Genomic DNA, 23,867 nt, shown 5'->3' with positions numbered 1-23,867 from the left:
CCCCTTCTGAGCGGTTTGCGCGCCCGGGGGCACTTCCAGCAAAGCCCGTCAGCAGCTTTGCGAAACACAAAATGACAGCGCAGATGATCTCGCCGGGAGAATTTCCTAAATGAGTATTTCCCTTCTCTTGCTCGTCGTCGCCGTCATCGGCGTGGCGGGCTATATGGTCGGTAGCTGGCGCGCCAATGCGCTTGCCGGCGGCAGGCTTTCCAACCTGCATTCGCGGCCAGGATACTACGGCTCTTTCGTTGCGATATGGGCCATGCTTCCGGCAATTGTCGTGCTGCTGGTCTGGATTGTCGCCAGCCCGATTTACATCAGTTCGACCGTTCGCGCGGGCTTCCCTGAAGAGGTGAAGGCGACGTCGCAGGCCGAGCAGAACCTCGGCTACAACATGATCGGCGCCATTGCCCGCGGCATGGCGATGCTCTCTGCGGAAGAACGCGAGGCGCTGTTCAAGGACGGCACCACCGCCCGCAGCCTGCTCGCCACCAAGGGCGTGCCGCTTGCCGCCGATCCGGCGCCCTACATGCTGAAGTCCGCCGATGATCTCAGCCGCATGTCGCGGGCGAGCAGCACCTTCCTGTCGATCCTCGTCGTCCTGGCCGCGGCCGTCGGCGCGTTTTTCTCCTACCGCGCCATTGCGCCGCGGTTCCGCGCCCGCAACCGCGTCGAAGGCGTCATGCTGGTCGGCCTCATCGCCGCCTCGTCGATCGCTATCCTGACGACGGTCGGCATCGTCGCCTCCATGGCAACGGAAGCCATCCACTTCTTCAACAGGGTGCCTGCCTGGGAGTTCTTCTTCGGCACGGTCTGGGATCCGCGTTTTGCCGCTGCCGGCTCGACGGACTCTTCCGGCCAGTTCGGCCTGATCCCGCTGCTCGCCGGTACGCTCTATATCGGCCTCGTCGCCATGCTGGTGGCCGTGCCTGTCGGGCTCTTCGCCGCGATCTACATGTCGGAATACGCGTCGCGTCACGTCCGCTCGGTTGCAAAGCCGCTGCTTGAAGTGCTGGCCGGCATCCCGACCATCGTCTACGGCTTCTTCGCCCTCGTGACCGTCGGTCCGTTCCTGCGCGACCTTTCCGAGCAGCTCAACGGCCTCGTCACCGGCGATTATTCCAACTTCATCCAGGCGCAGAGCGTTCTGACGGCCGGCTTCGTCATGGGCATCATGCTGATCCCCTACGTCTCCTCGCTGTCGGACGACATCATCACCGCCGTTCCGCGGGCCATGCGCGACGGCTCGCTCGGCCTGGGCGCCACCCGCTCGGAAACGATCAAGCGTGTCATCCTGCCGGCCGCACTGCCGGGCATCGTCGGCGCCCTGCTGATGACCGCCTCGCGCGCCGTCGGTGAAACGATGATCGTGGTCCTGGCCGCCGGGGTTGCCGCCCGCATCCAGCTCAACCCCTTCGAGCCGATGACGACCGTGACCGTCAAGATCGTCAGCCAGCTGACGGGCGACCTTGAATTCACCTCGCCTCAGACGCTGGTGGCATTCGCGCTGGGCATCACGCTGTTCTTCATCACGCTTTGCCTCAACATCTACGCCCTTTACATCGTGCGCAAATACCGGGAGCAGTACGAATGAGCCAGGTCTCCACGAGCCCTACTACGGCCGCCCTAGGTGCTGCCTCCAAGCCCGAACGCCGCGATATCGGCCTGCGTGGCCGCTATGCCGCCGAACGCCGCTTCCGCCTCTACGGCATGGCCGCGATTGCCTTCGGTCTGATCTTCCTGTTCCTGCTGCTGTTTTCGGTCGTCTCCAAGGGCTACACCGCATTCCAGCAGTCGATGATCACCATTCCGGTCGAGTTCTCCGAGCAGATCATCGACAAGGACAACGAGCGGGCCACCAACCCGCAGAAGCTGGTATCGGCCAACTATCCGGTCGTCGCCCGCAATGCGCTCGCCAAGGTGCTTGGCGTCGGCGAAGACGACCGTGCGGGCCTTCGCGCGGTCAACGGCATGATCTCGGACAGCGTCCGCACCCAGCTGCGCGATCTCGTGACCGCCAATCCGTCGATCATCGGCACCACACAGACCGTGACCTTCCTTGCGCACGGCGACCTCGATTCCGCCTTCAAGGGCCAGATCGATCTGGCCGTCCCCGAGAACAACCGCAAGATCTCCGACAAGCAGATCGGCTGGATGAACCAGCTTGCCGAAAGCGGCGCGCTTTCCAAGCACTTCAACACCGGCATCTTCCTGAACGGCGCATCGAGCCGTCCGGAAGCCGCCGGCGTGGCCGTCGCTGCCGTCGGCTCGCTCTACATGATGCTAATCGTGCTTGTGCTTGCGCTGCCCATCGGCGTCGCGGCCTCGATCTATCTCGAAGAGTTCGCACCGAAGAACCGCTTCACCGACCTCATCGAGGTCAACATCAACAACCTCGCCGCGGTGCCGTCGATCGTCTACGGTCTGCTCGGTCTCGCCGTCTTCGTCAACTTTGCGGGCTTCCCGCGCTCGGCCTCCCTCGTCGGTGGCCTGGTGCTGACCCTCATGACACTGCCGACGATCATCATCGCGACCCGTTCGGCGCTGAAGGCCGTGCCGCCGTCCATCCGCTCGGCAGCGCTCGGCCTCGGCGCCTCGAAGATGCAGACCGTGTTCCACCACGTCCTGCCGCTCGCCATGCCGGGCATCCTGACGGGCACCATCATCGGTCTCGCCCACGCGCTCGGCGAAACCGCGCCGCTGCTGCTCATCGGCATGGTTGCCTTCGTCGCCGATATTCCGTCGACGCCGCTCGAACCCGCAACGGCGCTGCCGGTGCAGATCTACATGTGGGCGAATGAGGCGGAGCGCGCCTTCGTGGAGCGCACTTCGGGTGCTATCATCCTCCTCCTCGTCTTCCTCATCCTCATGAATGTTGGCGCCATCCTGTTGCGCCGCCGCTTCGAGCGGCGTTGGTAGAAGGACCAAACAGATGAACATGATGTCAGAAGCAGCAGTCGAGAAAGCGCTGGACAAGAAAATGAACGACATTTCCTACAAGATGATCGGCAAGGACGTTTCGGTCTATTACGGCGACAAGCGTGCCCTCTATGACGTGAACCTCAACGTCCGCCAGAACACCGTGACGGCGCTCATCGGCCCGTCGGGTTGCGGCAAGTCGACGTTCCTGCGCACGCTGAACCGCATGAACGACACGATCGAAGGCTGCCGCGTCACCGGCCGCATCACGCTCGACACGGACGATATCTACGATCCGAACATCGACGTCGTCGAACTGCGCGCCCGCGTCGGCATGGTCTTCCAGAAGCCGAACCCGTTCCCGAAGTCGATCTACGAGAACGTTGCCTACGGCCCGCGCATCCACGGCCTTGCCAAGGCGAAGGCCGACATGGATGCCATCGTCGAGTCGAGCCTGCAGAAGGCCGGCCTGTGGAACGAGGTGAAGGACCGTCTGCTGGAAGGCGGCACCGGCCTTTCCGGCGGCCAGCAGCAGCGCCTGTGCATCGCCCGCGCCGTCGCCGTCAGCCCGGAAGTCATCCTGATGGACGAACCCTGCTCGGCGCTCGACCCGATCGCGACCGCAAAGGTCGAGGAACTGATCCACGAGCTGCGCGCCAACTTCACGATCGTCATCGTGACGCACTCGATGCAGCAGGCGGCCCGCGTTTCGCAGCGCACCGCCATGTTCCACCTCGGCAACCTCGTCGAGGAGAACGACACCGACAAGATGTTCACCAACCCGGATGACCAGCGCACGCAGGACTACATCATGGGCCGCTTCGGCTGACGCCATCGTCGCCGAACCCCTGAAAATCCGAGCGCATTAAGGACACAACCATGTCATCGACCCATATTGTCTCGATTTATGACGAAGAACTGAAGTACCTCTCCCGCCGCATCTCCGAAATGGGTGGCACGGCCGAGCAGATGGTGGCGGATTCCGTCCGCGCGCTCGTCACCACCGATGGTGCGCTGGCGCAGAAGGTGATCTCGGAAGACGTCATCCTCGACACCGCCGAGCGCCAGATCAACGACAAGGCGATCGTCACGATCGCCAAGCGCCAGCCCGTGGCGGCGGACCTGCGCGAAATCATGGGCGCGATCCGCATCGCGGCCGAACTGGAGCGCGTCGGCGACCTCGGCAAGAACACTGCCAAGCGCGTCATCGCCGTGCAGAGCTCGGGCATGCCCCGCAAGCTCACCCGCGGCCTGGAGCATCTCGCCGAACTGACGCTGATCCAGCTCAAGGAAGTGCTCGACGTCTACGCCACCCGCTCGGTGGAAAAGGCCAAGGCGATCCGCGAGCGCGACGACGAGATCGACGCGATCTACACCTCGCTGTTCCGCGAACTCCTCACCTACATGATGGAAGATCCGCGCAACATCACGCCATGCACCCACCTCCTGTTCTGCGCCAAGAACATCGAGCGCATCGGCGACCATGCGACGAACATCGCGGAAACCATCTACTACATGGCGACCGGCTCGCAGCCCGAAGGCGAACGCCCGAAGGACGACACCTCGACGTCAGTGGTCACTGCCGACGTCACTGAAGCCTCCGAGTAAGGAGTTTTGCCTCCATGGTGCCCAGAATCGCCGTCGTAGAAGACGAGGAGGCGTTGAGCGTCCTCCTGCGCTACAACCTCGAAGCCGAAGGCTTCGAGGTCGATACGATCCTCTCCGGTGACGAGGCCGAAGTGCGCTTGCAGGAGCGCATGCCGGACCTCCTCATCCTCGACTGGATGCTGCCGGGCGTTTCGGGCATCGAACTGTGCCGGCGGCTGCGCCAGCGGCCGGAGACCGAACGCCTGCCGATCATCATGCTCACGGCACGCGGCGAAGAGAGCGAGCGCGTGCGCGGGCTCGCCACCGGCGCCGACGACTATGTCGTCAAGCCGTTCTCGACGCCCGAGCTCGTCGCCCGCGTGCGCGCCATGCTGCGCCGGGCCCGCCCGGAAGTCGTCTCGACGGTGCTGCGCTGCGGCGACATCGAGCTCGACCGCGAGACGCACCGCGTGCATCGCCGCACCCGCGAAGTCCGCCTCGGCCCGACGGAATTCCGCCTGCTGGAATTCCTGATGACCTCGCCCGGCCGCGTCTTCTCGCGCTCGCAGCTTCTCGATGGCGTCTGGGGCCACGACATCTATGTCGACGAACGCACGGTCGACGTGCATGTCGGGCGCCTGCGCAAGGCGCTCAACTTCGCCAACATGCAGGACGTCATCCGCACGGTCCGCGGCGCAGGCTATTCGCTGGAAGCCTGAGCGACCCCTTTCCTCCCAAGGACGAAAATGGGCCCTTCGGGGCCTGTTTGCGTTTTGGAGTGTGGTCCGGCCCTGCACCGCAAACGAAAACGGACCCTTTCGGGTCCGCATCGCATGTGCTGTCGTGGAAAGGATCACCGCATCCGGCGGCGCTCGGCCGAGGGCTGGTAGGCGAGGCGCTGGTGGTAGGTGCAGTAGGGCGAGTTGTCCGGGGACTCGTTGCCGCAGAAGTGGAAGTCGTCGTTCAGCGGGTCGCCGATCGGCCATTTGCAGGTGCGCTCGGTGAGCTGCGTCAGCTCGAGCCGGCGCGACATGGGCACGACCACGCTGTTGCCGTTGGACGGAACCGGAAGCTGCTCGCGCTGCGTCTCGAAATCCGTCTCGACCTCTTCCTTGGTAATGGTGTTGCCGGCCGGGCGCACGACGGAGCGGGCGGTCACGGCGCGGGCCTGGAAGGTTGTCGCGGGGCGCGGGGCTGCCGGCACCGGGCGCTTGGGACGCGACGCGCTCTGCGTGCCGCCGGCCTTGGCGCGGCCCGGAAGGTTCAGCCGGTGCACCTTGCCGATGACCGCGTTGCGGCTGACGCCGCCGAGCTGTGCCGCGATCTGGCTCGCGCTCAGGCCCTCGCTCCAGAGCTTCTTGAGTTTCTCGACCCGCTCGTCTGTCCAGTTCATCTCTCGTCTCCGCTCGGCGCTCGCAATGCGGGAATCCCTCATCGCGTTCCGGACGGGTCCGGAATTTGAGCGCCCTAACTCTTTTGGTGACTAGTTCCGCCGCATGCAGTCTAGTAATTGGTCTTTAACCTAGAGTTTGGGGGACTCTGTGACAAGAGTCGTAGGAATCCGGGCGAATCGATTTCCGAGTTTTCCCCAACTTGCTGGCCGGGTGTGACTCGATAGCGACACCTTCCGCGCGTGGCGTGAATCCTTACCTTGCGGGAGGTTCAGCACTATTTCGGGGTGCGATTTGTTGACATCCCGGCCTGAAATGCCGATAGTGCCGCATGCCGCCGAAAGGCGGCTTTTGATTTTTCTGGAGCCTGGAAAAGTCAAGCCGCGTTCACGTTTTTCCGCATCTCTTTTTCGGAGGATCCGCGCCATGGCCGATGCCGCGCCGCTCTATGAAACCTATATGCGTGCACCGCTCCGGTTCACGCGCGGGGAGGGCGTCTGGCTGATCGCCGAGGATGGCGAGCGATATCTCGACTTCGCCGCCGGCGTCGCCGTCAATTCGCTGGGCCATGCGCATCCGCACCTCGTCGCCGCGCTGAAGGATCAGGCCGACAAGGTCTGGCACCTGTCGAACCTCTATGAGGTTCCGGGCCAGGAAAGCCTCGGTCGGCGCCTGACGGAAGCGACCTTCGCCGACAAGGTGTTCTTCACCAATTCCGGTGCTGAGGCGCTGGAATGCGCGATCAAGACGGCGCGCCGCTATCATTTCGCCAAGGGCCATCCCGGCAAGTTCCACATCATCACCTTTGAAGGCGCCTTCCACGGCCGCACGCTCGCGACGATCGCCGCCGGCGGCCAGGAAAAGTACCTCGAAGGCTTCGGCCCCAAGGCCCCCGGTTTCCTCCAGGTCCCCTTCGGCGACATCACCGCCGTCAAGGACGCGATCACCGAGGAGACGGCCGCGATCCTGATCGAGCCGGTGCAGGGCGAGGGCGGCATCCGCCCGGTGCCGAAGGAGTTCATGCAGGAGCTGCGCCAGCTCTGCGATGAATACGGCCTGCTGCTGGTCCTCGACGAAGTACAGTCCGGCGTCGGCCGCACCGGGCGCCTGTTCGCCCATGAATGGTCGGGCGTCACGCCGGATATCATGGCGGTCGCCAAGGGCATCGGCGGCGGGTTTCCGCTCGGCGCTTGCCTTGCCACGAACGAGGCGGCCGCCGGCATGGTCGCCGGCACGCACGGCTCCACCTATGGCGGCAACCCGCTCGCCATGGCGGTCGGCAATGCGGTGCTCGACGTCGTGCTGGAAGAGGGCTTCCTCAACCATGTGCGCGACGTGGCGCTCGTCTTCCGCCAGGGTCTGGCGGCATTGAAGGACCGCTTCCCCGAGATCATCGAGGATATCCGCGGCGAGGGCCTGATGCTCGGCATCAAGGCAAGGATTCCGACCGCCGAACTGCTCAAGGCCGTGCGTGCGGAAAAACTGCTCGCCGTGCCGGCGGGCGATAACGTGCTGCGGCTGCTGCCGCCGCTGACGGTGACCGCCGAGGAGGCGCGCGAGGGGCTTGCGCGCATCGAGCGGGCTGCCGAAAAGCTCAGCGCCGCCAAGGCTGCCTGAGCACTGCCGCGACGCGCGTCACTCGTGACGCGCAAAGGTCGCGGCAGCATCAAAGGACCGGACAGACAGGACACATCATGGCCAAGCATTTTCTCGACCTTTCCGCCGTTTCGGAAAGCGATCTCCGCGTCATCATGGACGATGCGCACACGCGCAAGGCCGCCAGCAAGGCCGGCACGGAGGCAAAGCCGCTCGCCGGCAAGATGCTCGCCATGATCTTCGAGAAGCCCTCCACCCGAACCCGCGTCTCCTTCGACGTCGGCATGCGCCAGCTCGGCGGCGAGACGCTGTTCCTGTCGGGTACGGAAATGCAGCTCGGCCGCGCCGAGACGATCGGCGATACCGCCAAGGTGCTCTCGCGCTATGTCGATGCCATCATGATCCGCACGACCGACCATGCCCGCCTGCTGGAGCTTGCCGAACACGCCACCGTGCCGGTCATCAATGCGCTGACGGACCTGACGCATCCCTGCCAGATCATGGCCGACATCATGACCTTCGAGGAGCATCGCGGCTCGACGAAGGGCAAGACCTTCGCCTGGACGGGCGACGGCAACAATGTGCTGCATTCTTTCGTCGAAGGTTCGGCCCGCTTCGGCTACACGATGAAGATGGCCGTGCCGATGGGCTCCGAACCGGACGACAAGATCCTGAACTGGGCGCGCGACAATGGCGGCAACATCCTGCTCGGCCACGATCCGGACGCCATCGTCGAGGGCGTCGACCTCATCGTTACCGACACCTGGGTCTCGATGAACCAGGAACACCGCGCCCGCGGCCACAACATCTTCCAGCCCTACCAGGTGAACAAGCAGCTGATGGCGCGGGCGAACGAGAATGCGCTCTTCATGCATTGCCTGCCGGCGCATCGCGGCGAGGAGGTCACCGACGAGGTGATCGACGGCCCGCAGTCGGTGGTCTTCGACGAGGCGGAAAACCGCCTGCATGCGCAGAAATCGATCCTTGCCTGGTGCCTCGGCGCCGTCTGACGCCATCTTGAAAAACGCCGTGCGCGGCACGATCTAGGGGCCATCACGGAGCGCTGGAAGGCGCTCTCTCTGGCGCATGCCCGCTCTCTATGGAATTATCGGGCGGCAGGAGCGCGAAATCACGGTAGAACGCCGGTCTGACCGAAGCGGGGCCTCTGGCCCGGCGGCTTCCCGGCGTGCAAGGAGCAGGATGATGATGGCTGAGAATGCCCTGAAACTCGGAGAGCCCGGTTATGCCGGCGACGATCATGTCGTGCCGTTCCAGGTGGAGGGCCTCGACGTGCGTGGCCGCGCGGTCCAGCTCGGCCCTATGCTCGACGGCATTCTGGGCCGTCACAACTATCCGGCCCCCGTCGCGCGGCTGCTTGCCGAGGCGATTGCGCTCACCGTGCTGCTCGGCACCTCGCTGAAGTTCGAGGGCAAGCTGATCGTCCAGACCAAGGGCGACGGCCCCGTCGACCTGTTGGTCGCCGATTTCTCTGCGCCGGAGAATGTGCGCGCCTATGCCCGCTTCGACCAGGAAGCGCTCGACGCCGCGATTGCCGAGGGCCGGACCGAGCCGCACGAACTGCTCGGCAAAGGCATCCTCGCCTTCACCATCGACCAGGGCGCCCATACCCAGCGCTACCAGGGCATCGTGCCGCTTGACGGTGACACGCTGGAAGAGATCGCCGGCGTCTATTTCCGCCAGTCGGAACAGATCCCGACCAAGGTGCGCCTGGGTGTCGCCGAACTGTTCGATCGCGATCAAGACGGCAAGGTGCGTCACCGCTGGCGGGCCGGCGGCATGGTCGCGCAGTTCCTGCCGCAGGCGCCGGAGCGCATGCGCCAGCCCGATCTTCCGGGCGGCGACGGCGACGAGGCCGGCCACAAGATCGCCGACGACGACAACTGGGCGGAAGCCAAGGCGATGGTCGAGACGATCGACGCCGACGAACTGACGGACCCCAATGTCGGCACCGAACGGCTGCTGTTCCGGCTCTTCCACGAGCGCGGCGTGCGCGTCTACCCGCCGCAGCAGGTCTTGGACCGCTGCTCCTGTTCGCGCGAGAAGCTGAAGGGCGTGCTCGCGGCGCTGAGCGCCGAGGAGATCGCCCACACGACGGACGACAAGGGTGAGATTGAGCTCACCTGCGAATTCTGCTCGACCACCTACCGCTTCGAGGCGGCGGAAGTTTTGCCGCAGTAAAAGAGCGCGCGTCCTCAGTTCAGAACGCGCGGCTGCCCAGGTGTATCCAGCGAGAAGGCGGGGATGGCGACGTCGAAGGCTTCGCCGTTCTCCGCTTCCATGCGGTAACGGCCGAACATGATGCCGGACGGCGTTTCGAGCGGGCAGCCGGAAGAATATTCATAGGTATCACCGGGGCGCAGCACCGGCTGCTCGCCGATGACGCCCGGACCGTTGACCTCGTCCACTTGGCCATTCTGGTCGGTGATGTGCCAGTAGCGCGTCATCAGCCTGACGACGACATCGGAATGGTTCGCGATGACCACCCGGTAACCCCAGACATAGCGGCTGTCGTCGGGATCGGACTGATCGGCCAGGTAGTACGGCTCTACGGTCACTTCGATGTCGCGGGTAAGCGCACGATACATGGGCAAGCCTTGAACTGATTAGCTCCTGCTATTCTACAGGAATATGGTTTCGTCAAGGATAAGCAAAGAAAGCACCGGCCGCTTCGGCCGGTGCTTCCGCATTTGTCCGTTTCGCGATGTCGAGGATCAGGCATTGATCTTCGCAAGGGCGCGCGAAAAGTCCTCGATCAGGTCTTCGCTGTCCTCGATGCCGGCCGACAGGCGCACCGTGCCGGCGGAAATGCCGAGTTCGGCGCGTGCCTCGTCCGTCAGGTTCTTGTGCGTGGTCGTCGCCGGATGGGTGATCAGGCTCTTCGCATCGCCGAGATTGTTGGAGATCTTGATCACCTCCAGCGCATCCTGCAGCGCGAAAGCCGCTTCCTTGCCGCCCTTCAGCTCGAAGCAGACCAGCGTCGAGCCGCCCGTCATCTGCTTGGCGATGATGTCGGCCTGCGGATGGTCCTTGCGGCCCGGATAGATGACCTGGGCGACCTTGTTGCTGTCGGCGAGGAAATCGGCGATGCGGCTGGCATTCTCCGTCTGCTGCTTGACGCGGAGCGGCAGCGTCTCGATGCCCTTCAGCAGCGTCCAGGCATTGAACGGCGACATGGCCGGGCCGGTGTGGCGGAAATAGTCGTGCAGGTTCTCGTCGATCCACGCCTTGTCCGACAGCACCACACCGCCGAGGCAGCGGCCCTGGCCGTCGATATGCTTGGTGGCGGAATAGACGACGACATGCGCGCCGAGTTCCAACGGCTTCTGGAAGAGCGGTGTCGCGAACACGTTGTCGACGACGACCTTGGCGCCGATCTGGTTGGCGAGCTTCGCCACGCCCGCGATGTCGATGACTTCCAGCGTCGGGTTGGTCGGGCTTTCGAGGAAGAAGACCTTGGTGTTCTTCTGGATCGCCTTTTCCCAGTTGGCGAGGTCGCGGCCGTCGATCAGCGTGCATTCGATGCCGTATTTCGGCGCGAGCGTCTCGACCACCCAGCGGCAGGAACCGAACAGCGCACGGGCGGCAACGATATGGTCGCCGGCCTTCAGCTGGCAAAGGATCGCGGCCGTCACGGCCGCCATGCCGGAGGCTGTCGCGCGCGCATCCTCGGCACCTTCGAGCAGGCACATGCGTTTTTCGAACATGTCGTTGGTGGGGCTGCCGTAACGGGCGTAGATGAAGCCGTCCGTCTCGCCCTTGAAACGGGCTTCGGCCGCAGCCGAGGTGTCGTAGACGAAACCTTGCGTGAGGAAGATCGCTTCCGCTGTTTCGCCGTGCTGGGAGCGGGTGGTTCCGCCGTGAACGAGTTGGGTGGCCGGGCGCCAGGACTTGCTCATGTGATCGTTGCCTTCAAACAAAAAAACCGGCCGCAAAAGCAGGCCGGTTTTGAACCCGGCCTTTTTAGCTACTTGTTTTACGTGGCTGCAAGCCGGCCGGCCAAATCACCACGGGATAACTTTGCTAATACTGCGCGCCCGCGCTTGCGTCAATTGCCGGCATTTGGTTTTGTGCGGCCTTCTGACGGGACTTTATGATGATGGGTGGCTCTGCGGTGCGTAGCACAGGTATTCTGGCGGACAACGCCATTCGTGGCTTGTTCGACGGCGGCCGGCTGAAAAGCGAGGCCCCGCTCGACGACGACCAGATCCAGCCGGCAAGCCTCGACCTGCGCCTCGGCGCACGCGCCTTCCGTGTGCGCGCAAGCTTCCTGCCGGGGCCGTCCCATCTCGTCGCCGACAAGCTCGACCGGCTGCAACTGCACGTGATCGACCTCTCCGTCGGCGCGGTGCTGGAAACCGGCTGCGTCTATATCGTGCCGCTGATGGAAAGCCTCGACCTGCCGGCCGAACTCGCGGCCTCCGCCAACCCGAAAAGCTCCACCGGCCGCCTCGACATCTTCACCCGCGTCATCACCGATCGCGCGCAGGAATTCGACAAGATCCCGGCCGGCTATTCCGGCCCGCTCTATCTCGAAATCTCGCCGCGCACCTTCCCCATCGTCGTGCGCCGCGGCTCGCGGCTGTCGCAGATCCGCTTCCGCAAGGGCAATGCCCTGCTCGGCGAAAGCGAGCTTGTCGCCCTGCACAACACGGATACGCTGGTGGCGAGCGACACGCCGAACGTCTCCGGCGGCGGCATCGCGCTGTCGATCGACCTCAAGGGCACCGGCCCGGAAGGCCTCATCGGCTATCGTGGCAAGCACCACACCTCCGTCGTCGATGTCGACCGCAAGAACCAGCACGATATCTTCGATTTCTGGGAGCCGCTGTTCAGCCGCGGCCGCAACGAGCTGATCCTCGACCCCGACGAATTCTACATCCTTGTCTCGCGCGAAGCCGTGCACGTCCCGCCGCTCTACGCCGCGGAGATGACGCCCTTCGACCCGCTCGTCGGCGAATTCCGCGTGCACTATGCCGGCTTCTTCGACCCCGGCTTCGGCCACGCGCCCGCCGGCGGCTCCGGCAGCCGCGCGGTGCTGGAGGTGCGCAGCCACGAGGTGCCCTTCATCCTCGAACACGGCCAGATCGTCGGCCGCCTCATCTACGAGCACATGCTCGACGCCCCCGAAGGCCTCTACGGCACCGGCCTCGGCTCCAACTACCAGGCGCAGGGCCTGAAACTCTCCAAGCATTTTCGCGCGGGGTGACGGGCGGCCTTCCGCCTCGGAATTTTCCGCTTTACAAATGAAGTTAAACGTTTTTGTTGTCATGCAGACGTTTAATGAAGGCTGGACGCCCGAGCCGAGACGCGATGCAGCGACCGACGATCAAGACCATCGCGCAGGAAACGGGCCTTTCGATCGCCACCGTATCGAAGGCGCTGAACGACAGCCCGCAGGTGCGGCCGGAAACCCGCGCCATCGTCGTCGCCGCCGCCGAGCGCGTCGGCTACCAGCTCAATATGCATGGCGTGCAGCTTCGCACCGGAAAAACCTACCAGGTCGCCGCCATCATGACGGCGCCCGGCCCCAAGCAGAACGAATGGGAAGGCGTCGAATACGCCCAGCTCTTGAGCGGCATCTCCTGGGCGCTGGAGGAAAGCCCCTATCGCGTCTCGCTTTACGCCGTGCGCAATTTCGAGGAGAGCCTGGCTACCATCCGGCAGATCGTCTCGTTGAAGAAGGCGGACGGCATCATCGTCTCCGGCACGCGGGCCGACGACCCGCGCGTGCGCATCATGCAGGCGGCGGATTTTCCCTTCGTCACCTACGGCACGACGATCCACAATGCGCCGCATGCCCATGTCGATGCCGACAACGAGCAGATGATCCGCCATTCCGTGGCGCGGCTTGCCGAACGCGGCCACTGCCGCATCGCGCTGGTCAACCCGATGGCGGAGCTGACCTATGCGATCACCCGGCTCGAGGCCTATTGCCGGGCACTCGAAACGGCGGGCCTCGCCTTCGATCCGGCACTGGTCGCGCACGGTCCCCTGACGCCCGCCTTCGGCCGGCAAAACGTGCTGACCATGTCCGAGCTTTCCGACCCGCCAACCGCCTATATCTGCGCCAACGAGGCCTCGGCGCTCGGTGCCTTTTCCGGTTTCCATGCCCGCGGGCTGATGCATGGGCGCGACGCGGTCATCAACGCGACGGACGACCTGAACGTCAGCCAGTATTTCGCCCCGCCGATCACCACCTATTTCCTGCCGATCCATGAGCCGAGCGAGATGCTCGGCAGCTATATCCTGCGCCGCATGGAAGGCGAGCCGCCGGAAGCGCTGCAGACGCTCATCATGCCGAAGCTGATCGAGCGGTCGGACGACCGGTTGGTGAAAATTTAAGCCGGCTAAAGAATGAAATCGCTCTTCGTGAACGTGATGGCAGCGTCGAATTGGATGGAAAAATCAGCCTTGCCATCGCCGTTCACGTCGCCAAACACATATGTATCGCCAGCCTTGGTCTCATAACGCAACTCGCCCGCCTTTTTGTGGAAGGCCTGGGTGCCGATGAAGGCGAAGGCCTGGTCGCCTGTGGATTTCGTGCTCGCGTCGATAACCTTCAGGTCGATCCTGTCGCCGTCCTTTGCCGAAAAATCGCCGACCGTATCGCGCCCAGTGGCAGCTAAGGTCGAATCCTTGATGGACTTGAAGACGAAGGTATCGGCGCCGGCACCACCCTTCAGCCTGTCGGCGCCTGCGCCACCCGTGAGCGTATCCTTGCCCGCGCCGCCATAGAGCCAGTCGTTGCCGGCTCGGCCGTCGATCCTGTCATTGCCGGCCAGCGCATGGATGGTGTCCGCAAGCTTCGAGCCGCGCAGCACATCGGCCTTAGCCGAAGGTGTTATATAGGCCGGATCGCCGTCATGGGTGCCGACCAGCCGGTCGAGATCCCGGTCCGGCGAGGCGAAGGGGATGAAACCGTCTTCCAGCACCATCTTGTTGAAGTCGGCGACCCGCTTGCTGCCGTTGATGTAGTCGACGACGAAGACCGGTATGCCCTTGTCCAGAAAATCCCGCTTCAGAGTGGCGATGGTCTCCTCGTCCGGGCGGAGCGGATTGTTCTCGTCCGCATCGCCGCGAAAGTAGAGGTCTTCCACCGCAATGCCGCCGATGGCATCGAGATAGGCTTTTTTGCGCGCGGTGTCGGAGCCGAGATCGTCGAGGATCCATGCGCCGTTCTGCGGGATCACGAAGAAATCCGGATTGCTTTCGCGCGCATGTGCGGTCAGGTCCACGATGAAATCGACCATGCGCTGCGCCGCCTGCTTGACGTTTGCCGGGTCGCCCACCTGCTTGTCCTTCGCGGAAACCTCCGCGCCCCAGAAATAATAGCCATCGACGATATCGAGATAGGCCGCGTCAAAACCTGCCTTGACGATGGCATCCACTTCGCCGGTCTTCTGGTCGTTGAAGATGTTCTTCTGCCAGTCGGAATCCCAGTAGCGGACCTTCCGGCTCTCCGGCCAGTCGGGATTGACCGGTCCCAGCCAGTCCGGCGCTTCGCCGGTCAATCGTCCCGTCGCCGTGCCGGTGGTCGTCCAGTCCTTGTCCCAATAGTCGCGGAAGTCCGAGGCTTCGCCGATCGAGGTATAGGAGACGACGACGGTGCGGCCGCCCATGCCATCCTTCATGCGCGTGATCTCGTCTTGCGAAAACCGACCGGCATCGGTTCCGTCCCGCGAGGCGTCGATCACCAGCAGGTCATGGGTGGCCGAGGCGAGCAGGGCCGGATCAAGCGCATTGCCATTCAGGCCTTGCAGTTCGTAGCCCCAATTTTTGACCGAGACCGTCCCGGTGGAGGTGGTGAACTGGATCATAGGTTGTTTTGGCTCCGAACGAATCGATGAAATCCGGACGCCAATCTAGTATAGGCCACCGGGCATGTCGCGCGCTTGACACGCCGGGCGAACTGTTGAATGACTGCGCCGTCGCGCTGCCTTGCGGGTATGATGTAATGGTAGCCTGTCAGCTTCCCAAGCTGAACGCGCGGGTTCGATTCCCGCTACCCGCTCCAGCCGCCCGACACCGCTTCCCCATATTTTTCCTCCTTCACCGGCTGCACAACCGCGCGTGACGCATGCTGGCAAGATGCACATTACGCAAAATAAAAACGTTTATATTTGCTATTGAAAACGTTTATATTCCTTGTTACCGTTTCTGCCAGGATGAGAAAGCCGCACGATCTGCCGTGCGCAAAAAAGTTGTCGAGCGCTTGCCGGGAGTGGCGGTCGCCGACGGTTGAGGAGGAAGAGATGAGGAAATTCGTTGTGACAATCGCGCTCGCCGTCTTTGCTGTAGGCAGCGCGCAGGCGGCCGATCTCGGTGGCAAGCTGCTGAAGGTCGGCTCCGATACCACGTCGCCGCCGATGGAAAGCATCGACCCGGCCTCCGGCCAGATCGTGGGCTTCGATGTCGACGTGGTCAACGCCATCTGCGCCAAGATCAACTGCCAGGCCGAATTCGTGACGACCGGCTGGGACGGCATTTTCGCGGCCCTCGACCAGGGCAGTTTCGACCTCGTCGCGTCCGGCGTCTCGATCACGGATGAGCGCAAGAAGGCGATGGACTTCTCCGAGCCCTACATCATCAACAGCCAGGCCGTGCTGACGCGCGCCGAAGATCAGGGCATGACGCTCGACATGTTCAAGGCCGAGGGCAAGAAACTCTCCGCCCAGGCCAACACGACGGATGCGGAGGTGGCGGAAGGTGTCGTCGGCAAGGAAAACGTCGTCGCCTATGACAGCTTCAGCGCCGCCATCATCGCGCTCAAGAACAAGGACGTCGACGGCGTGGTGATTAATGGCGCCAACGCTGCTGCCTATGAGCGCGAATTCGCCGGCGAACTCGTCGCCTCCATCAAGGATCTCGAATCCGATCCGCTCGGCCTCGTCTTCCGCAAGGGCGACGAGAATGTCGCGGCCTTCAACGAGGGCCTGACGGCAATTAAGGACGATGGCACGCTCGACCAGATCGTCGCCAAATACTGGGGCCTCAAGTAAGGCTGTCGCCGGGAGCGCGCGGCGCGCACTCCCGGTTTTTCCCCGATCGTGACGCCGGAGGCGGGAATGTCGTTCGTCAGAAGCGTGAGGCCCAGCAATCTGGTAATCCTCGCCGCGCTCCCCTTCATCGTCTACCTGTTCGCCTCGTCGCCGGATTACCAGCGGTCGTTGCGCGCCATTCTGGGTGTCGAGCTCGGCTCGGGCGCCTTCGTGCCGGGTTTCCTGGTGCTGGCGATCGCCTTTTCCGCTGGCTTTGCCGTGCTCGTCCTATCGCGGGGAAAGGTGGCGCGGCCGCGCCTGACCATTGCCGCTGGCCTCGTGAGCCTGCTCGCGACGGCGGCCATCCTCGCGGGCGATCTCGTCCATCCCTTCATCGTTTCGGTCGTCGCGAACGGCGTCGATTCCTTCAAGTCCGATCTCGTCGTCAAGGGCGCGACACCGCGCCAGCTAACTGAAGCCGCTGACCTCTGGCTGCGCGGTGTGGAAGCCTGGCTCTGGCCGGCTTATGCGGTGCTGCTCCTCGCCGGCTTTGGCCTCACCTTCGCCGGCAGCCGCGCGCCGGTCCCGTCCGAGAGTCTTGCGCGCCGGGCGGGGGCCTGGATCGTCGGCCTCGTCAACGGCGCCGGGCTCGTCTTCGTCTTCCTTTTCGCCCATCTCGCTTTCGCCTCCGGGCTCGCGACGACCATCCGCGCGGCGATCGCCGCCTATATCCTCGCGGCCATTCTGGGCCTCGTCTGGGTCGGCTTGTTGAAGCTGCGGTATACGCGGCAAAGCCTCGTCTTCTTCGCTGCGATGACGCTCGCGCTGGCGGCGCTTTCCGCCTGGTTCCTGCTGCAGCCGCGCGACGGCTACGTGCTTGCCGGCACGCTGGAGGGCAAGATCGGCATTGTCACCAACACGCCGTCCGGCCTGATCGGCGCGGTGCGCTTCGGCCAGTACGAAGGCGGGCCGACGACGGAGACGCCGGTGCGCACCTTCGTCAGCCCGGCGCAGGCGATCGAGGCCGTCGGCAAAAAGGAAGACGTCAGCGGCGCGCTGCTGCCCGCCGCCGCGGTGCCGGCCGATTGGCCGCGCCTCTGGGAGGTCGAGGCGCTGAACGACCGCGATCGTGCGGCCGGCATCACGTTTGCCGTGCTGGCCATCGTGACCGGCCTCCTGACGCTTGGCGGCGTCCTGCATCGCCGCCATCCGCTGTCGATCGGCTCGGAATTCATCGTCGACACGATCCGCGGCATCCCCATGCTGGTCATCGTGCTCTATGTCGGCCTGCCGCTGTCCGGCGCGCTGAAAGATGCGACGGCGGGTGTCTTCGACCCGCCGAACCTCGTGCGCGGCATCGTCGCCATGGCGATCGCGTATTCCGCCTATCTCGCCGAGATTTTTCGCTCGGGCATCAATGCCATTCCGGCCGGCCAGGTGGAGGCGGCGGCCAGCATCGGGCTCAACCGCTGGCAGACGGCGCGGCTGATCATCCTGCCGCAGGCCTTCCGCATCGTCATTCCGCCGCTCGGCAACGAGCTGATCGCCATCCTGAAGGACACGTCGCTGCTCTCCATTCTGTCGATCCGCGACATCACGCAGCGCATGCGCGAGTTCCAGTCGGCGAGCTTCCTGCCCTTCGCGCCCTATAATTCGGCGGCGATCCTCTACATCCTGCTGACGCTCGCGGCCGCCAGCCTCATCAGCCTCATCGAGAAGAAATATGACGTCAAGCACCGGTGACGCCGGCACGGTGCTCGTCACCGGTGCCTCCCGCGGTCTCGGCCGGGCGCTTGCCGATCTCTATGCGGCGGTGGGCTTTCGCGTGATCGCCTGCACGCGGCAGGGGACGACCGACGCCTTGCCGCTCGATGTCGCGGACGCCGCCTCGATCGCGGCGCTCGGCGAGACGCTGAAGGGCGAGCCGATCGACGTCGTCATCAACAATGCCGCGGTCCGCGGCGATACCGGCGGCCTCGACACGCTGGAAACGGGCGATTTCCTGGAGGCGATGCGGATCAATGCGCTGGCGCCGCTGCTGGTCGCCCGCGCGCTTCGCTCCAATCTGCGCGCGACGCCGCGGCCGGTGCTGGTCAATATCAGTAGCCGCGCCGGCTCGCTGGCCGAGGGCACGATCGACGACGAGGACGGCGACTACGCCTACCGCTGCTCGAAGGCGGCGCTGAACATGGCGACGGTCAAGCTCGCGCAGGATTTCCGCAGCGACGGCATCGCCGTCATCGCGCTGCATCCCGGCTGGGTGCGCACGGATATGGGCGGGTCGGAGGCCGCGATCGACGTTGCCGAAAGTGCGGCGGGCCTGAAGGTGCTGATCGACGGAACGACGATGGCCGATACCGGCAGTTTCCGGGCCTATGACGGCGGACCGGTGCTTTGGTGACCAGATTGAATCGTGACGAAAGCGGCGCCCGGTTCTCCGGCGCCGTGAAGAATGAAGGACAGACCCGTGCATAAGCCGCTCCCCAAACAGAACCGCTTCGACACCAGCCGGCAGGACGCCAGCATGCTCGAGCTTGGCGTCTGCTATTATCCGGAGCAGTGGCCGCGCGAGAAATGGGACGAGGACGCGCGCCGCATGGTGGAACTGGGCCTTGCCTGGGTGCGCATCGGCGAGTTCGCGTGGTCGCATATCGAGCCGCAATCCGGCGCCTTCCAATGGGAATGGATGGACGAGGCGATCGAGGTGTTGGGCTGCGCGGGGCTCAAGGTCATTCTCGGCACGCCGACGGCGGCCCCGCCGAAATGGCTGGTCGATCGTTACCCGGATATCCTGCCCGTTGATGAACGCGGCGTGGTGCGCAAGTTCGGCGCGCGCCGGCACTATTGTTTCTCCAGCCGGCGCTACCGTGTGGAGGCCGCCCGCATCACCGAGGCGATGGTCCGCCGTTACGGCGAAAACCCCTTCGTGCACGCCTGGCAGACGGACAACGAATACGGCGACCACGACACGATCCATAGCTATTCGGACGAGGCGCTGCGGGCCTTCCGCGAATGGCTTGCTGCCCGCTACGGCACGATCGAGGAGATGAACCGCGCCTGGGGCGCCGCGTTCTGGAGCATGCGGTACAACGCCTTCGATGAGGTGGACCTGCCCAACAATCTCGTTGAGGAGCCGAGCCCAACCCATCTGGTCGATTATTTCCGCTTCTCCTCCGACCAGGTGAAGAGCTTCAACAAGGCACAGGCCGATCTCATCCGGAAGCACTCGCCCGGACGCCCAGTAACGCATAATTTCATGTCGCAGAATACCGACTTCGATCACTACAAGGTTGGCGAGGATATCGATATCGCCTCCTGGGATGTCTATCCGATGGGCGGGCTCATCAATGGGCGGCTCAGCGCCGAGGAAAAGGCCCGTTATCTGCGCGTCGGCGATCCGGACCAGACAGCCTTCAATCACGATCTCTACCGTGCGGTTGGCAGCGGTCGGGTCTGGGTGATGGAGCAGCAGCCGGGCCCAGTCAACTGGGCGTCCTACAACCAGTCGCCGGCTGATGGCATGGTGCGGCTGTGGACCTGGCTCGCCTATGCGCACGGCGTCGACATGGTCTCCTATTTCCGCTGGCGCCAGGCGCCCTTCGCACAAGAGCAATTCCATGCCGGGCTGCTGTTGCCGAACAGCGAGGTGGACCAGGGTTATCTGGAGGTGGCGCAGGTTGCCGAGGAAATGGCGCGGCTGCCGAAGGGAGAGGTGCGGGAAAAGGCCTCGGTCGCCATCATGCTCGATTACGAGTCCCGCTTTGCCACTCGAGCCCTGCCGCAGGGACGCGGTTACGCTGCCTCTTCCATCGCGCTCGACTGGTATTCTGCCGTCGCCCGCCTCGGTGTGGATGTCGATTTCATCGGTCAGCATTCCGATCTCTCCGACTACAAGCTGGTGCTGGCGCCCGATCTCGTCATTCCCGATGCCAATTTCATTGCCCGGCTAAAGGCCTCCGGCGCCAAGGCGCTGCTCGGCCCGCGCAGCGGCAGCAAGACGCGCGACATGCACATCCCCGCGGATCTTCCGCCCGGCCCGCTGGCCGCATTGCTGGATTTCCGCGTAACGCGCGTGGAATCCCTGCCGGACTTCCACAGCGAGCAGGTGCTTTATGGCAATACCAGCTATCCGGTGACCGGCTGGCGCGAACGCATCCGCACGACAGAGCCGGTGCTGGCGATCTTCGAGGGCGAACATCGCCCGGGCTCGCCGGCGGTTATCGGCAATGAGCGCGCGCGGTATGTCGGGACGTTGCCGCGTGGCGAATTCCTGTCGAAGCTGATGGGCGATACGCTCGGTTGGGCCGACGTGAAAAACTTGCCCGACCTCGGCGACCTCAGGCTCGCCCGCCGCGGCAAGCTGCATTTCGCCTTCAACTACGGCAGCAGCGCGGCCAGCGTGCCGGCCTTTACGGACGCGACCTTCTTTGTCGGCACAAGGGAGCTTGCGCCGGTGGATGTGGCAATCTGGATGGAAGGGTGACGGCCGAACCGTTTATCCGGCTTCCGCCTCGGTCACCGTCTGCGCCGGGCGGTGAGTCGTCTTGTTCCAGAAGAACGGATCGTTGCAGAGTTCCTTGACCGCGCGCCAGGCGGCAAATGACAGGAACAGCCAGTACACCGGCGTCAGCACCCAGCGCCAGCCCAGGGCGGCCTGCTCGCCGGGCGTCATTCCACCTCGCCCGAGGGCGACGAAGACAGCGTAGCTGCCGAAGATGTTGACCATGTCGATGGTGAACATGGTGAGCTCGAATGGCCCGACCGTATAGGCGGATTTGAAGAACAGCGACCAGGTGATCACGCCGATATAGGCGATGATGAGTGGATGGGCGAGTGAGGAGAGGATGAGCCCGCCGATCAGCACCTGAAAGACGAAGCTCGGCCAGAGGCCCATCTCCTGCATCAGCCGCGAAGGGCGCCGCATCAGCACCAGCCAGGTTTGCAGCCAGCCCTTGAACCAGCGCGTGCGCTGGCCAAGCCAGGCGTCCCGCCCGCTCGGCGCCTCTTCATAGGTCGGCCGGGTGATCGTGCCGCAGCGATAGCCGAGCCGGTAGAGCCGCAGCCCCAGGTCGGCATCCTCGGTGACATTGTAGGGATCCCAACCGCCCACTTGCTGAAGCACGCGCGTGCGAAAATGGTTGGACGTGCCGCCGAGCGGCATGGGCAGGCGGGCGGCGGCAAGCCGCGGCAGCAGCACCCGGAACAGTCCGGCATATTCGAGCGCGAAGAGGGCGCTCAGCCAGCTCTCCCGCACATTGGTGATGACGAGCGGCGCTTGCAGACAGACGATGTCCAGGGGGCCGCTCTCGAAGGTGCGCCAGGCTTCTTCAAGCTGGAGGGGATCGATCCGATCCTCCGCGTCGTAGATCACCAGATATTCGCCGCGCGCGGCACCCAGCGCATAGGAGAGCGCCTTGGGCTTGGTGCGCGGCCGGCCGGGCGGCACCGCGACCACTTCATATTGCCGGCCGAGCGGTATGGCTGCCAGCGCGTCGAGCGTCTCCTGGTCGTCGGCCTCGCAGATCAGCTTGATGTCGAGGCAGGCGACCGGCCATTCGATCTTGTTCAGGGTCTCGATGAGCTGCGGCATGACCGCCGCCTCCCGGTAGAGCGCGACGAAGACGGAATAGACCGGGCGCGGTCGGGCAGGGGGACGGGCCAGAGCTCGTCCTGCCTCCCGCTTTTTGGCGACAAGCGCCACGAGACGGACCAGGAAGGTGGCGAAGAAAAGCAGGGTCGTCACGATGTGCAGGAGGATCAGGGCGAGCTTGGGCGCAGCTGTGGCGAGCGAGAGCAGGAGCGCCAACACGATGCCGGTGTAAAACCCTTGCCGCCCCCAGAGCGTGATGCGGGCGCTTGCCTCCGGCATCGTGGCAAAAAGCTGGTCCACCGTGTCGCGCACCCGCCGGTTGCAGCCAGCCTGCCAGAGGGCGGCCCGCAAGGCCGAGGGCGTGGTCGCGGCCATCATCGTGCGCAGGGCCGGCGCATGGGCAAGCCGCTCGGTGAGATAGCCCAGCCGCTCGGCGCTCGGAACGATCGCCGTCGTTGGCGCGCGGGTAGGATGGCGAAGCCGCACAACGGTGGGCTCGACGAGCTGCGTATCCACGCCGGGAAGGTCTTCGAGCTGGGTCGGGTCGATACGGGTGAGAAAGGGAAGATGCAGGATTTCGGCAAGCGCCTCGTAATAGATCTCTTCCGACACTGCACCGCTCGCCAGCAGTTCCGATTCCAGCGTCGTTCCGTGCTGGCTGGCGCGCACCAGCATGGTCGAGATCAGCGTCTTCGACAGGCCGAGCCGACGGAAGAACCGGGCTTCCGTCATCAGGCGCGGTGGGATGTGTTCCTCGCAGGGTGGGCCGCATGGCCTCGGCAGGATGCCGATTGCGGTGGCGAAAGCGATATCGTCAGGATATTCTGCCAGTCGCATGCAGCTATCGCTCCCGTTTATCGGTGCTACCCTTTTTTAACCCTAAGTTGATTGTAATGAGACATAGCGAAATTTCACCTCTCAAAATCTATGGGTTTTTTGCGCTTTGCCTGGTGATGGCGGTGATGATGCCGCGGGCCGCTGCGGCGCAGGAGCGCTCGGCGGTCGATCTGCCTATCCTGTTCGATACGCGCGAGCGCATCGCGCGGCCGGATCTCTCGGGCATCGTGCGCCTGCGGTTCCTGACCACGGTCGATTTTCCGCCGTTCAATTTCATCGACCAGACCGGCAAGCTCGCCGGATTTCATGTCGATCTGGTGCGCGAGATCTGTCGGGAATTGGCGCTGACGGAGAAGTGCCAGATCCAGGCGGTGACCTTCCCGGAGCTCGAAAAAGCGCTGGTTGACGGCAATGGCGAGGCGGTCGCCGCGGGTGTTGCCGTCACCGCCGATCTGCGCAAGCGCTTTCTCTTCTCACGCCCCTTCATGCGCCTACCGGCCCGCTTCGCCGTGACGAAGAAGGCGCCGCCCGCAGGCGAGACCGCGGCGGCCCTCGATGGCAAGCGTGTTGGGGTCGTTGCGGCCAGCGCACACGAGGCGATGCTGAAGGCGTTTTTCCCGCGCCTGAAAGCGGAAGTCTTTCCCGATCGCACGGCCCTGCTCGCAAGCCTTAAGGAAGGCAAGGTCGACGCGGTCTTCGGCGACGGCATGCAGCTTGCCTTCTGGACGAACGGAACGGAATCCGCCGGCTGCTGCCGCCTGTTCGACGGGCCTTATGTTTCGGAGCAGTTTCTCGGCGAAGGCCTGACGATCATGTTCCGCAAGGAGGATACGGCGATCGCCGGCGCCATCGACCACGCGCTTCTGGCGCTGTCGCGCAACGGCCGCCTGCAGGAGATTTACCTGCGCTATTTCCCGGTCAATCTCTACGGTGGGTAAGGACCGGCGT

General features: G+C 64.2%; 20 protein-coding genes, 1 tRNA gene and 1 riboswitch. Of the genes, 16 read left to right on the top strand and 5 right to left on the bottom strand.

The window, feature by feature from the left end:
- Positions 1 to 109 precede the first annotated feature (109 nt).
- Genes pstC through phoB form a run of 5 tightly spaced genes read left to right on the top strand, consistent with a single transcriptional unit; the run spans position 110 to position 5,225 of the window.
- Positions 110 to 1,594 (top strand): phosphate ABC transporter permease subunit PstC, encoded by a 1,485-nt coding sequence (gene pstC / locus GB927_RS15210; protein WP_256117988.1) that lies wholly within the window; start codon positions 110 to 112, stop codon positions 1,592 to 1,594.
- Positions 1,591 to 2,919, top strand: a complete 1,329-nt coding sequence (gene pstA / locus GB927_RS15205) for a phosphate ABC transporter permease PstA (protein WP_256117987.1) — start codon at positions 1,591 to 1,593, stop codon at positions 2,917 to 2,919. The genes pstC and pstA overlap by 4 nt, the downstream gene beginning before the upstream one ends.
- A gap of 13 nt (positions 2,920 to 2,932) precedes the next feature.
- The gene (pstB, locus tag GB927_RS15200) at positions 2,933 to 3,748 is read left to right on the top strand and encodes a phosphate ABC transporter ATP-binding protein PstB (RefSeq protein WP_256117986.1); all 816 of its coding nucleotides are present in this window, start codon (positions 2,933 to 2,935) and stop codon (positions 3,746 to 3,748) included.
- Positions 3,749 to 3,798: 50 nt separating this feature from the next.
- The gene (phoU, locus tag GB927_RS15195) at positions 3,799 to 4,527 is read left to right on the top strand and encodes a phosphate signaling complex protein PhoU (protein ID WP_256117985.1); all 729 of its coding nucleotides are present in this window, start codon (positions 3,799 to 3,801) and stop codon (positions 4,525 to 4,527) included.
- A 14-nt stretch (positions 4,528 to 4,541) separates the two neighbouring features.
- Entirely contained in the window at positions 4,542 to 5,225 is a 684-nt protein-coding gene (phoB, locus tag GB927_RS15190) for a phosphate regulon transcriptional regulator PhoB (RefSeq protein WP_256117983.1), read from the top strand.
- Positions 5,226 to 5,359: 134 nt separating this feature from the next.
- On the opposite strand, the gene GB927_RS15185 is transcribed toward phoB, so the two are convergent.
- The gene (locus GB927_RS15185) at positions 5,360 to 5,899 is read right to left on the bottom strand and encodes a GcrA family cell cycle regulator (RefSeq protein WP_256117982.1); all 540 of its coding nucleotides are present in this window, start codon (positions 5,897 to 5,899) and stop codon (positions 5,360 to 5,362) included.
- A 424-nt stretch (positions 5,900 to 6,323) separates the two neighbouring features.
- On the opposite strand from GB927_RS15185, the gene GB927_RS15180 reads away from it, so the two are divergent.
- The 3 genes from GB927_RS15180 (at position 6,324) to GB927_RS15170 (ending at position 9,692) form a co-directional block, all read left to right on the top strand.
- Positions 6,324 to 7,514 carry an aspartate aminotransferase family protein gene (locus GB927_RS15180; RefSeq protein ID WP_256117980.1) on the top strand — a complete coding sequence of 397 codons (1,191 nt, stop codon included), beginning with the start codon at positions 6,324 to 6,326 and terminating at the stop codon, positions 7,512 to 7,514.
- A 77-nt stretch (positions 7,515 to 7,591) separates the two neighbouring features.
- Positions 7,592 to 8,503 carry an ornithine carbamoyltransferase gene (gene argF / locus GB927_RS15175; RefSeq protein WP_256117979.1) on the top strand — a complete coding sequence of 304 codons (912 nt, stop codon included), beginning with the start codon at positions 7,592 to 7,594 and terminating at the stop codon, positions 8,501 to 8,503.
- A gap of 196 nt (positions 8,504 to 8,699) precedes the next feature.
- Positions 8,700 to 9,692, top strand: coding sequence for an Hsp33 family molecular chaperone (locus GB927_RS15170; RefSeq protein ID WP_256117978.1), 993 nt, complete (start codon positions 8,700 to 8,702; stop codon positions 9,690 to 9,692).
- Positions 9,693 to 9,706: 14 nt separating this feature from the next.
- On the opposite strand, the gene apaG is transcribed toward GB927_RS15170, so the two are convergent.
- Entirely contained in the window at positions 9,707 to 10,099 is a 393-nt protein-coding gene (gene apaG, locus GB927_RS15165) for a Co2+/Mg2+ efflux facilitator ApaG/CorD (protein ID WP_256117977.1), read from the bottom strand.
- Positions 10,100 to 10,225: 126 nt separating this feature from the next.
- The gene (locus GB927_RS15160) at positions 10,226 to 11,410 is read right to left on the bottom strand and encodes an O-succinylhomoserine sulfhydrylase (RefSeq protein ID WP_256117976.1); all 1,185 of its coding nucleotides are present in this window, start codon (positions 11,408 to 11,410) and stop codon (positions 10,226 to 10,228) included.
- Between the two features lie 43 nt (positions 11,411 to 11,453).
- A riboswitch (SAM riboswitch) is annotated at positions 11,454 to 11,532 on the bottom strand.
- 78 nt (positions 11,533 to 11,610) lie between these two features.
- Between GB927_RS15160 and GB927_RS15155 the strand changes: the two genes are divergently transcribed.
- Together GB927_RS15155 and GB927_RS15150 are read left to right on the top strand one after the other, a co-directional pair.
- Positions 11,611 to 12,720 (top strand): 2'-deoxycytidine 5'-triphosphate deaminase, encoded by a 1,110-nt coding sequence (locus GB927_RS15155; protein ID WP_256118350.1) that lies wholly within the window; start codon positions 11,611 to 11,613, stop codon positions 12,718 to 12,720.
- 104 nt (positions 12,721 to 12,824) lie between these two features.
- Complete coding sequence (locus tag GB927_RS15150) at positions 12,825 to 13,856, top strand: LacI family DNA-binding transcriptional regulator (protein WP_256117975.1); 1,032 nt, start codon at positions 12,825 to 12,827, stop codon at positions 13,854 to 13,856.
- A 5-nt stretch (positions 13,857 to 13,861) separates the two neighbouring features.
- On the opposite strand, the gene GB927_RS34285 is transcribed toward GB927_RS15150, so the two are convergent.
- Positions 13,862 to 15,331: an MJ1477/TM1410 family putative glycoside hydrolase gene (locus GB927_RS34285; RefSeq protein WP_305111553.1), complete on the bottom strand. Its 1,470-nt coding sequence runs from the start codon at positions 15,329 to 15,331 to the stop codon at positions 13,862 to 13,864.
- 123 nt (positions 15,332 to 15,454) lie between these two features.
- Between GB927_RS34285 and GB927_RS15135 the strand changes: the two genes are divergently transcribed.
- The 5 genes from GB927_RS15135 to GB927_RS15115 all read left to right on the top strand — a co-directional run bounded on the left by GB927_RS15135 (position 15,455) and on the right by GB927_RS15115 (position 20,975).
- Positions 15,455 to 15,528: transfer RNA gene (locus GB927_RS15135), tRNA-Gly, on the top strand.
- Between the two features lie 238 nt (positions 15,529 to 15,766).
- Positions 15,767 to 16,513 carry a transporter substrate-binding domain-containing protein gene (locus GB927_RS15130; protein WP_256117974.1) on the top strand — a complete coding sequence of 249 codons (747 nt, stop codon included), beginning with the start codon at positions 15,767 to 15,769 and terminating at the stop codon, positions 16,511 to 16,513.
- A 66-nt stretch (positions 16,514 to 16,579) separates the two neighbouring features.
- Entirely contained in the window at positions 16,580 to 18,235 is a 1,656-nt protein-coding gene (locus GB927_RS15125; RefSeq protein WP_256117972.1) for an amino acid ABC transporter permease, read from the top strand.
- A 10-nt stretch (positions 18,236 to 18,245) separates the two neighbouring features.
- Positions 18,246 to 18,893: an SDR family oxidoreductase gene (locus tag GB927_RS15120; RefSeq protein WP_369431671.1), complete on the top strand. Its 648-nt coding sequence runs from the start codon at positions 18,246 to 18,248 to the stop codon at positions 18,891 to 18,893.
- A gap of 66 nt (positions 18,894 to 18,959) precedes the next feature.
- Positions 18,960 to 20,975, top strand: a complete 2,016-nt coding sequence (locus GB927_RS15115) for a beta-galactosidase (protein ID WP_439614936.1) — start codon at positions 18,960 to 18,962, stop codon at positions 20,973 to 20,975.
- Between the two features lie 12 nt (positions 20,976 to 20,987).
- Here the strand turns inward: GB927_RS15115 and GB927_RS15110 are convergent, their stop codons facing one another.
- Positions 20,988 to 22,919 (bottom strand): glycosyltransferase family 2 protein, encoded by a 1,932-nt coding sequence (locus tag GB927_RS15110; RefSeq protein WP_256117969.1) that lies wholly within the window; start codon positions 22,917 to 22,919, stop codon positions 20,988 to 20,990.
- Between the two features lie 56 nt (positions 22,920 to 22,975).
- Here GB927_RS15110 and GB927_RS15105 point away from each other — a divergent pair, with 56 nt between their 5' ends.
- On the top strand, positions 22,976 to 23,857 hold the full coding sequence (locus GB927_RS15105; RefSeq protein ID WP_256118348.1) for a transporter substrate-binding domain-containing protein: 882 nt from the start codon (positions 22,976 to 22,978) through the stop codon (positions 23,855 to 23,857).
- The last annotated feature ends 10 nt before the right edge of the window (positions 23,858 to 23,867 follow it).

This window comes from Shinella lacus (assembly GCF_010994755.1).
GTDB classification, from domain to species: Bacteria; Pseudomonadota; Alphaproteobacteria; order Rhizobiales; family Rhizobiaceae; genus Shinella; species Shinella lacus.
This window is presented reverse-complemented; position numbering and strand designations above follow the sequence as displayed.